Source organism: Nostoc sp. T09, assembly GCF_002154695.1.
Classification (GTDB): domain Bacteria; phylum Cyanobacteriota; class Cyanobacteriia; order Cyanobacteriales; family Nostocaceae; genus Aulosira.
In genome coordinates this window covers 1-9,801 of record NZ_MTAV01000022.1, presented here as the reverse complement: position 1 = coordinate 9,801, position 9,801 = coordinate 1, and the positions used below count along the sequence as shown (strand labels likewise).

Below are 9,801 nucleotides of genomic sequence, written 5' to 3'. Positions count from 1 at the left end.
TTAAGTTGACACCAATGAGCAATGCTAAACCCTGAAGCGCGTATTTGTATCATTATTAAGGTGAAATGGTATTACTACGGGGAAAGTATAATCAGAAACAAAACCAGAAACAGAAAGTAATAGGGATGGTTACACCGCGCAGACAGGCAGTAAACACAGTTGCTTTTATAGATAACTATTGTCGATTCTTTAAAATTCGGCAACAGATTCAAACCTAAAAACCTAGATTCTGTCCGACTTTGGTAATTACGAATTATAAATTACGAATTGCGAATTGATATAGGCTGAGAGATGGATAAAATTGGCACCTTTATTGAGAACTGCTCTCATACACGGGAGTTTATGCAGTTCAAAATTAGTAGTTTTCAGAATAAATCATCCAGCGATAACAACTACTAAATTTATTTTGCAAAACTATTGCGATTCGCTGTTAGTGCCCAGAATAGCTTGAAATATATTGCTTATTAATGATACAAAACCTGCAATCAATAATATGAGCATTAAACTAGCAAAAGCAGCAAAGGGTGAGAAAATGAACAATAATAAAAATCCAAACATTAAAATTGATATCAGTACTCTACTCATTTGTTTTACCTTGAATAGCTGCTAGTCTCAACTTAGCTTGCTAAGCCATAAATTGACATACATCTAATAGAATAAATGAGTTATATTTCTCTGGTTGTATTTTGCAGTGAAGCTAACTTAAAACCTTTTATAGCGCTACTGCTGATACTGAAATATACAGGAATTTACACTTATGGATTTAAGGAAGAGGCAATAGTTTTGTTTTTTGATAGCGATCGCATTGACTGCTAGTCCCATATAAACAATTGATCTGTCTTCTACAGAGACATATAATGTGCGAATGTACATAATCGACATAAGGTAATGGGCGATACTGGATTTGAACCAGTGACCCCATCCGTGTGAAGGATGTGCGCTACCCCTGTGCTAATCGCCCGTAAGCATTCAAGATAACATATCTTGCATCGAAAAATGAGAAAAAGAAGCGCAGGTAAAAGAATTTTTCTAGGCATTTCCTGCTTTTTAATCTCCTTGGGGATACTCATTCCACAAGGTTGTAATCTCCCGTAAACTTTGGTGGTTGCCATTGCCCAAAATTAGATGATCTAGCAAAGGCAGTCCTAACAACTGCCCTCCTGCTAACAACTGGCGCGTCAATTCTATGTCTTCTTCGCTGGGTTCAAGGTTCCCTGAGGGATGGTTATGTGCCACAATGGCTCGCGTTGCTCCTTGACGAATAACTTCTCGGAAAATTTCTCTAGGAGAAGCTAAGGTTTCGGTGGCAGTGCCGATTGTAATTACTTGCGTTCCCAGCAAACGATTTTTGACATCTAATAGTAAGACACCGAAATGTTCTTGCGTCTGCCACATTAAATTTTGACTAAGAGCCGCCGCCGCTGCAAGCGGGCTATCAATAGGTGTGCCGTCTGGGCGAGATTGAAAAGCACGTTTGCCTAGTTCAATTGCCGCTAAGATGGTAGTTGCCTTAGCTGGGCCAATCCCTGGAATTTGCATTAACTCGGCAGGGGTAACTTCTCGCAAAACTGCTAAAGGGTCACGCTGATGTTTGCTCAATTCACTCAATATATATTGTCCCAAACCTACAGCAGATAGTTTTCCCGGTCCTTGACCAGTACCTAATAGAATTGCAATTAATTCAGCTGTAGCTAAAACTTTTGGGCCATGAGCCATTAACCGCTCACGCGGACGCTCAGTCTCAGGCATATCAGCAATTCTGAGGCAATAGGTCATAGAATAACTGCAAGAAATTTACCATAGTTGGAACTATCTTTAGTTATCCCTTGTTTGCTCTACAATTCATCTCTATTTGAGAAATCTTTAATTTTGGCACATATTCTCAGCAAAACTTTGGAAGAGTAAGACTACACAAATAATGCTCTAATTACCTCTTCACTGTGAAACAGTGAGGTATCACAAATAAAGCCTGCTCTACCTCCGCAAGCTTCAAAAGCCCTGCCTATGGTGCAGCTTTGTACTCCAAAGTACTGATAAGGGAACTTTCATCGGCTTGATGATTTTTCCCATATCTTGGAGAAACGCCCCGAGCATTTTTTTATGATTTCGCTCAGATTTGCGATCGCAAGAAATTACTGAACGTTTCTGAGTTCTTCTAACTGGCGAATTTGGAGTTTTTTGCGATTGAATATCCAGATTTATTTTCAGCTAGCTGCAACTTCACTTTGCTGATGAATTTGCGTTGCCTTGAGCATATGGTAGGTAATGATCAACTGGGTAAGAGCGAGGGGGTAACTCTGGAGTGTTTCACCAGTTGTACCAGCGATTTTGCCAAGTTCTGGGTTACTTTCGCGATCGCAGATACTTTTTAAATGCGGCATATCAGAGCATATAATTTGCTCTAGCTTATTCACTTGTTCTAAGGTGGCGTGCCCATCTACTTCCAAGACATCTACAGGCTTACTCATATCTCTGTCTAGCCCTAGGCGGATCGCTGACTGAGAATTACCATTAGTAGATTTGACAATCTGGGTAAAATCTGGGTGGGGAATTGTCGGACGCAGTACCAGCCGCACATTTAGATGTCCATTAATTTCATCTGCCTCTTCTTCGGGCGGATAGAAACTCACAACTATATCTGACCATTGCCGCTGGGGACGGATAAATTGCTCTGAGTCTGGTTCGCGCTTGTCTAATTCTGCTAATACTTGTTCAGGAGTGTAACCCCGTTTTTGGGTATCCCGCTTAACTTTCCATTGGGCGCGTAATGGTTCGGGAGGTGCAAGGTAAACTTTTACATCATAAGCGTCACGGGCAGCCCGAGTCGAATAACCGAGTAATCCTTCAATAATCACGAATTTACTGGGTTTGATATACTGCGGCGGCTCAAAAGTCCCAGTTTTGTGGCTGTAAACTGGCTTGAGAATTGACTGTCCCGTGCGTAGCAGCGATAGGTGCTGCTGCATAATATCTAGATGGTTGCAATCGGGGTGGAGGGCAGTAATGCCAATCTCTGCACGTTGTTTGCGATCGTAGCGGTGATAATCATCCGTGCAGATAATCGTGACATTTTCTGGCCCGAGTACCTGAGCAATCCCTTTAGTTAGCGTTGTTTTTCCTGCGGCACTGTCACCAACAATACCAAGAATTATTGGACGGCTCATCATACCCCTCCCCACACAGAGTAAAGTAAGTCTAGTGATAATTGATAATATTTCTAAATTTTAAAGGCGAATTTGTCCCATAAGTCAAGGAAAGATGTTCTATGCAACATCTCTACACATATGATGTGTTTACATAGATTTTTTCCGCAATAGTCTTGTCAGTGAATAATGTTTATCGCGGTTCTCACTTGAGGCAGGTACGGAGAAAAGTAATTAATTATGTCCACCTAGTAGTAAAAGTTAATCCCAAAGTTTGCCTAATTGTGCAAGTTTGTCGCGATATTCAATGCGAACTACCCAATCTTCTGGCCAAGCCGCCATCCCTAAATAACTGCCAGCAAACGCACCAGTCAAACAAGCAATTGAGTCGGAATCGCCTGCTGTGAGTGCTGCCCGACGCAGTGCTGCTAATGGTTCATCTGGAAACAGTAAAAAGCACAATAGACCTGTTGCGAATGCTTCTTCTGCAATCCAACCATCGCCTGTTGCTAAACAAGGATCGGCTTCGCGGTTGGGATTAACTAATGCAGTGTTGAGGCGATCGAGCACAGCTAGACATTCATCCCACCCACGACTAATGAATTCTTCTGGTGTATTAATGTAGGAACGCTGCCAAAGAGAACCTAGCCAATCGATATGGTAGACTGAGCGCTGGCTCTGGGCATAGTTGTAAAGTCGCGAGAGTAATCCTTGGGGATCGCCACCTTGGGCAAGGTCAGCGATCGCAGCTGCGGTCAAATCGGCAGCTGCCAAGGCTGTAGGATGACCATGAGTTAGGGCTGCTTGAAATTGGGCAATAGCAGCACGAGTTTTTGCTGCTAATGGCAATAAGCCTACAGGCGCAACACGCATATTTGCACCACAACCTTTGGAATTTGCCCTGGTTGCTTGCTGCCAAGGTATCCCAGCTTCCAGATTTTCACAAGCCCGCAAGCAAGTCATACCTGGGGCACGATTATTATCTGGACTGTTTAACCACTCAATAAAACTACGTCTGAGCGCTGCTTCTAAACTAGCTACAGTCAAGTTTGATGACGAAGCCTCAATTAATGCCTGCCCTACAGATAATGTCATCTGCGTATCGTCAGTCACAAGTGCTGGATTGCCTATTGGTTCTTGCGGCCCGTTTGGCCCAAAGCGGCGGCAAATTTCCTCAACTGTTAAAAATTCTGTCACAGCACCTAATGCATCACCCAAGGCAAGCCCAAATAAACATCCAGAAGCACGACGCATAAAAATTTTTCTCTGCTGGGCTGAAGTAATAGACAAATATCCAAAATTAGTCGAAAAAAGCGATCGCCTTCCTATGTGCAAGCACTCCAGTTGATTATAAAGACGGCAAACACGACTTTGATGTTACGGTTCACCCCAATTCCTGAAAGTATTAATTCTCATACATTAGTACAGAGTGCAATCAAAGTTAATCCATGAGCCAACTAGATACATCCTCAAATTTAACCGTCCCAAACAAGGTTCGGGAAACCCCCCTTAATGGACTGGCTATATAAGCTCAGTATATATATCAGCATACTATGGGGTCTTAACCCTCAAAAAACCAAACCAACGGTATTCATGCTGAACTGACTGCTTTCAGCACAGTTAGTTCAAAAATTTAGTCCTTAATAATCCCATTCATTTGTAGTTATACGGAGCCAGCACTTAAAATGGCAAAGGTTGTTGGAATTGACTTAGGTACAACGAACTCCTGCGTAGCAGTCATGGAAGGTGGTAAACCCACGGTTATTGCTAATGCAGAGGGTTTTCGGACCACACCATCGGTAGTGGCATTTGCTAAAAACGGCGATACTTTAGTAGGGCAAATCGCTAAGCGCCAAGCGGTGATGAACCCGGAAAACACATTCTATTCAGTTAAGCGCTTTATCGGTCGCCGCTACGACGAAGTAACAAACGAAGCTACAGAAGTTTCCTATAAAGTGCTGAGCACTAGCGGTAACGTCAAGCTAGACTCTCCTGGGGCTGGAAAACAATTTGCTCCTGAAGAAATTTCTGCGAAAGTTCTCCGCAAACTAGTTGAAGACGCTAGTAAATATCTTGGTGAAACTGTTACTCAAGCTGTAATCACCGTTCCCGCTTACTTTAACGACTCCCAGCGCCAAGCTACAAAAGACGCTGGTAAAATCGCTGGTATTGAAGTACTGCGGATTATCAACGAGCCTACCGCCGCTTCTCTAGCATACGGCTTTGATAAGAAGAGCAACGAAACTATCCTGGTATTTGACCTTGGTGGTGGTACCTTCGACGTATCTGTACTAGAAGTAGGTGATGGCGTATTTGAAGTACTAGCTACCTCTGGTGATACCCACCTTGGTGGTGACGACTTCGATAAGAAGATTGTTGATTTCTTAGCTGAACAGTTCCGCAAAGCCGAAGGTATTGATCTACGCAAAGATAGACAAGCCTTACAACGTTTAACTGAAGCCGCAGAAAAAGCCAAGATTGAGCTTTCTAGCGTTACCCAAGCGGAAATTAACCTGCCATTTATCACTGCTACCCAGGATGGGCCTAAGCACCTGGATACCACTTTAACCCGCGCTCAGTTTGAAGAACTCTGTTCTGACTTAATCGACCGTTGTCGCATCCCAGTAGAAAATGCTCTCAGAGATGCCAAGTTAACCAAAGACAATATCGATGAAGTCGTGCTAGTGGGTGGTTCTACCCGGATTCCCGCAGTGCAACAGTTGGTGAAGCGGTTGTTAGGTAAAGATCCTAACCAAACTGTGAACCCTGATGAAGTGGTAGCTGTTGGTGCAGCTATTCAAGCAGGTGTATTAGCTGGTGATGTCACTGGTATCTTGTTGTTAGACGTAACACCACTATCTCTCGGTGTAGAAACCTTGGGTGGTGTAATGACCAAGATTATCCCCCGCAACACCACAATTCCTACTAAGAAATCGGAAGTATTCTCCACAGCAGTGGATGGTCAAAGCAATGTCGAAATTCACGTTCTCCAAGGTGAACGAGAATTTGCTAACGATAACAAGAGTTTGGGAACCTTCCGCCTTGATGGTATTCCCTCAGCACCACGCGGTGTACCTCAAATCGAAGTAATCTTTGACATCGACGCTAACGGTATCCTCAACGTTACTGCTAAGGACAAAGGTACTGGTAAGGAACAATCCATCAGCATTACTGGTGCTTCCACTTTGGATAAAACAGATGTTGACCGGATGGTGCGCGAAGCCGAACAAAACGCTTCTTCTGACAAGGAACGTCGTGAGAAGATTGAACGTAAGAACCAAGCAGATTCCTTGGCATACCAAGCTGAGAAGCAGTTGCAAGAATTAGGTGATAAAGTTCCCGAAGCTGACAAAACCAAAGTTGAAGGTTTAGTGAAAGAACTGCGCGATGCAGTAGCGAAGGAAGACGATGAGCAAATTAAGAAGCTCACACCAGAATTGCAACAAGCACTATTTGCTGTAGGTAGCAACATCTATCAACAAGCTGGCGGTGCTGCGCCTGGTGCGCCAGGTCCTCAAGATGGCGGTGGTCCAACTCCTGCTTCTTCTGGTAGCGGTGATGATGTAATTGACGCTGACTTCACTGAAAGCAAGTAATCTTTATAGTGGTTGAGGATGCTTACGCATCCTTACCCCCTTTTACCCATCCAAGCATTAGCCTGGGTGGGGATTTTTTTGCGCTTCGCCTGTTATTTGTAGGGGTTTAGCATTGCTAAACCCTGAGTTTTCCGTTGTTTAGCTTAAAATCCGACCCTTCCGTGGGTGGATTTTTTTATTTGATTAGTTGCTAACAATTAATTAAGGAATAAATTTTGAATTTTGAATTGTTGCTATGTCTTATCCACAAGCACCTTGGAAACTGCAAGGCTACGCTATCCAAACTCTGCATTTAGTGAGTATTGACCGAGTGCGTCCTTTAGTTCCTTTAGAGTTAGATATTATCTCTGTCTGGCCTGGTAAAACTGCTGCCAGTGTGTATTTATCCTATTACGGTTCAGGCTCAGAACTGGAGTATAGCGAGTTAATTGTTGTCCCTGCTGTTGTAAGTTATCAAGGGAAATTTGGTGGTTGGGTTTCTCACATTTATGTAGACCATGTTGATTCAATGGCTGGTGGTCGAGAAATTTGGGGATTACCAAAGGAACTAGCTGATTTCGACTGGGAGCAAGGACAGCGTGTTACTGTTCGCCAGGGAAACCGGAAGTTGTGTACTCTCAATTATGGACAACAAGGTATGGCGTGGCGGCAAAAATTAGGCGCGTCTAGTTTTAGTGCTATGGGTGCTGATTTGCTGATATTTCCGGCACAATTTGAATCTCGCTTGGGTTTGATTAGTTCGCAGTTAGAAGTTCCTGCGGAAAGTCCTTTTTCTCGCATAGATTTCGGTCAGCCGTTTTTAACTACGCGTTATGAGGATTTGAATTTACAAGTTGGTGCGCCGGAAGTGGTGGGACAGAGGAAAGTTGAAGTGGGTAGTTATCGGTAGAATTTGGAAATGGCGATCGCAGTTCCGGTTATTTTTAGATAAATGGATAATTTTTGTATTAAGCTTGAGCCGATCTAGCAGGTCGAAAGTACAATAATCGCGCTCCATCTGCTTCTAGCTGCTGTTGTTGGGTGTAGGCACGGTAAACTAAAGGTTCTGTTCCTAGATGCCAGTAGTTAGGTGTCCCGCCTAACAATCGCCCTATGGCTATCTCAAATATTTGAGAACCGATAGGCATCTCTCTAAAATCTTGCCATGCATAGGCATAAGACCAAGCTCGAAATAACTTTTTCCCTCCTTTTTCATTGAATAGCTGATCCCTGTTTTTCCTAAATCTTACTTTCCACTGTTCCAACTCATCGAGTGCCATGAGAGGAAAATGCTGTTTGGCATAATCATCTAAAAACTGTTCTTGCCATACTTGAAATTTTTGACTTTGCTGCTGTTTTAGTTTTGCTTCGGCTTTGTGCATTTCCTCGGGAACATTTAACAGGAAAAACCGTTGAGGTTCTTCTGAATGCATCAGCTTCGTCTGCTCTATTGAAGGGATACGAGGTACAAAGTTAATCGGCTCTTCAAAAAATTTATCTTCTTCTGGAGCGTCAACTGAACCAGAGATAAAGATGCTACCTTTTGCATCTGTTTCCATAAGAATATCTTCAACTTCGTTGGTACCTATATAAAAAGCATCACTGCCAATATGCATTGCTAGTTCCGATAATCTAGGGCGGTTGGCACCTCTAGCTCGACAGCATAGTAGTTCGTTCGGTAATATTTTGATAATCGTCCATTCAAGTGAACCAACGAACAGTCCAATCACCCACAATTCCTTATATAATAGCCAAGGCCGGCAACGCAGTTCTTCAATATCTACAGAAAGATTTGGCAAAGCAATGCGATGACAGCTTTCTTGCTCGAAAATCGAGGTTAGAGCATTTTCTATTAAGTCTAGGTTATTACAATGAATATAGTAGGTGTGATTGGAATACCTATACATAATTAATTTACTACTGTGAAATTATTACAGCATTTATAAAACATATTGGCATAATTTATGTAGACAGTGTTAATTGCAAAATGCTGCCAAAATACTGCACAATCTTCTACTATCTTGCACTCTTATTTATGTCTGTACACCCCAATTAATCCACCGAATTGCTTCTCTTGCTGATTTGATTTTAGGAGGTACACGCAAAACATGAATGTTGCCCGTACTAGGACATGTCATTTCTAGTAAATAAATTGGTTCCAAATTTATATAATTTAAAATTTTCAATAATGAATAAGCTTGATAAGAGTCAATTTCAATTGCATCTAATTCTTGCATGATACGACTGTTACAGAAAGAGCGATCGCCGTTACAGCCATTTTTAGATCAATCGAGTTGTTTTTGTCTCTCCCATAGGCGCGCAGCGGCTACTCTTTGAGTTCTCCGTTGGGCGTAGCCCTTCTCGCAGAGTAGGAGTACCCGCAGGGTAGGCGAGGGTTGCGTGCGGATTGCAATCATACAAATAACGCTGCCATTTTACTGACAGCGTTGATCATTTTTGTCATCGTCATCTTTGCTGGATGAGACGACAAAATATTTACAGATAGTTCTATGTGCGTTTAGGCATTGAAGGCATTATAGTTCAAAGCTTCTGGAGAAATGCTTTGATGCAAATGAGCGATGTAGGAATATTGTTACACTACATTCAACTTGAGCAACTTGATAAAGCTATCTGGGCGTAACCGAAAAGCACAAGCAAAACGGTTCTCTGTCTTGATACTTTGAAGATAGTAGGCTAAATAGAGCGTTTCACATCTTCGGGTGGAGTAGATAGGTCCTGTGTGCTATGTTGAATTACGACCTTAGCTTTGTCAGAAGTGGTTGTAGTGTCAGTTACGTCAATTGTGTGTGGAACGGATTCTGAGACACCTTTGACATTAGCCCCTTGGACTTTGTCCTTCACAGAATCAGAAATTCCTTTGATATTAGCTGCTTCGACTTTGCCTTTTACAGAATCAGAAATTCCTTTGACATTAGCTTCTTCGACTTTGCCTTTTACAGAATCAGAAATTCCTCTGATATTAGCTTCTTCGACTTTGCCTTTTACAGAATCAGAAATCCCTTTGATATTAGCTTCTTCGACTTTGCCTTTTACAGACTCGGAAATTCCTCTGATATTAGCTT

General features: G+C 42.5%; 9 protein-coding genes and 1 tRNA gene. 3 read left to right on the top strand and 7 right to left on the bottom strand.

Going from position 1 to position 9,801, the window contains the following annotated elements; all coding sequences use genetic code 11:
- The first annotated feature begins 660 nt into the window (after positions 1 to 660).
- Positions 661 to 816, top strand: a complete 156-nt coding sequence (locus BV372_RS36070; RefSeq protein ID WP_179198002.1) for a hypothetical protein — start codon at positions 661 to 663, stop codon at positions 814 to 816.
- Positions 817 to 889: 73 nt separating this feature from the next.
- Here the strand turns inward: BV372_RS36070 and BV372_RS06895 are convergent.
- The 4 genes from BV372_RS06895 to BV372_RS06880 all read right to left on the bottom strand — a co-directional run bounded on the left by BV372_RS06895 (position 890) and on the right by BV372_RS06880 (position 4,397).
- Positions 890 to 961: transfer RNA gene (locus BV372_RS06895), tRNA-Val, on the bottom strand.
- An 86-nt stretch (positions 962 to 1,047) separates the two neighbouring features.
- Positions 1,048 to 1,776, bottom strand: coding sequence for a DNA repair protein RadC (gene radC, locus BV372_RS06890; protein WP_086685135.1), 729 nt, complete (start codon positions 1,774 to 1,776; stop codon positions 1,048 to 1,050).
- A 428-nt stretch (positions 1,777 to 2,204) separates the two neighbouring features.
- Positions 2,205 to 3,164 (bottom strand): phosphoribulokinase, encoded by a 960-nt coding sequence (locus BV372_RS06885; RefSeq protein WP_086685132.1) that lies wholly within the window; start codon positions 3,162 to 3,164, stop codon positions 2,205 to 2,207.
- Between the two features lie 240 nt (positions 3,165 to 3,404).
- Positions 3,405 to 4,397: an ADP-ribosylglycohydrolase family protein gene (locus BV372_RS06880; protein ID WP_086685129.1), complete on the bottom strand. Its 993-nt coding sequence runs from the start codon at positions 4,395 to 4,397 to the stop codon at positions 3,405 to 3,407.
- A 431-nt stretch (positions 4,398 to 4,828) separates the two neighbouring features.
- Here BV372_RS06880 and dnaK point away from each other — a divergent pair, with 431 nt between their 5' ends.
- Positions 4,829 to 6,739, top strand: a complete 1,911-nt coding sequence (gene dnaK, locus BV372_RS06875) for a molecular chaperone DnaK (protein ID WP_086685126.1) — start codon at positions 4,829 to 4,831, stop codon at positions 6,737 to 6,739.
- A 235-nt stretch (positions 6,740 to 6,974) separates the two neighbouring features.
- Positions 6,975 to 7,628 (top strand): acetoacetate decarboxylase family protein, encoded by a 654-nt coding sequence (locus BV372_RS06870; RefSeq protein WP_086685123.1) that lies wholly within the window; start codon positions 6,975 to 6,977, stop codon positions 7,626 to 7,628.
- 58 nt (positions 7,629 to 7,686) lie between these two features.
- Here the strand turns inward: BV372_RS06870 and BV372_RS06865 are convergent, their stop codons facing one another.
- The 3 genes from BV372_RS06865 to BV372_RS36065 form a co-directional block, all read right to left on the bottom strand.
- A complete protein-coding gene (locus BV372_RS06865) occupies positions 7,687 to 8,625 on the bottom strand; it encodes a hypothetical protein (RefSeq protein ID WP_086685120.1) in 939 nt (312 codons plus the stop codon).
- A gap of 126 nt (positions 8,626 to 8,751) precedes the next feature.
- Entirely contained in the window at positions 8,752 to 8,955 is a 204-nt protein-coding gene (locus BV372_RS06860) for a hypothetical protein (RefSeq protein WP_306298955.1), read from the bottom strand.
- A 457-nt stretch (positions 8,956 to 9,412) separates the two neighbouring features.
- Positions 9,413 to 9,801 (bottom strand): hypothetical protein (locus tag BV372_RS36065; protein ID WP_086685117.1); only part of this gene is annotated, 389 nt, incomplete at its 5' end.

Bases quoted from the DNA above. Each gene is read 5' to 3' on its own strand.
- BV372_RS36070 (WP_179198002.1), top strand. From the start codon at position 661: ATGAGTTATATTTCTCTGGTTGTATTTTGCAGTGAAGCTAACTTAAAA.
- radC (WP_086685135.1), bottom strand. From the start codon at position 1,776: ATGACCTATTGCCTCAGAATTGCTGATATGCCTGAGACTGAGCGTCCG.
- BV372_RS06885 (WP_086685132.1), bottom strand. From the start codon at position 3,164: ATGAGCCGTCCAATAATTCTTGGTATTGTTGGTGACAGTGCCGCAGGA.
- BV372_RS06880 (WP_086685129.1), bottom strand. From the start codon at position 4,397: ATGCGTCGTGCTTCTGGATGTTTATTTGGGCTTGCCTTGGGTGATGCA.
- dnaK (WP_086685126.1), top strand. From the start codon at position 4,829: ATGGCAAAGGTTGTTGGAATTGACTTAGGTACAACGAACTCCTGCGTA.
- BV372_RS06870 (WP_086685123.1), top strand. From the start codon at position 6,975: ATGTCTTATCCACAAGCACCTTGGAAACTGCAAGGCTACGCTATCCAA.
- BV372_RS06865 (WP_086685120.1), bottom strand. From the start codon at position 8,625: ATGTATAGGTATTCCAATCACACCTACTATATTCATTGTAATAACCTA.
- BV372_RS06860 (WP_306298955.1), bottom strand. From the start codon at position 8,955: ATGCAAGAATTAGATGCAATTGAAATTGACTCTTATCAAGCTTATTCA.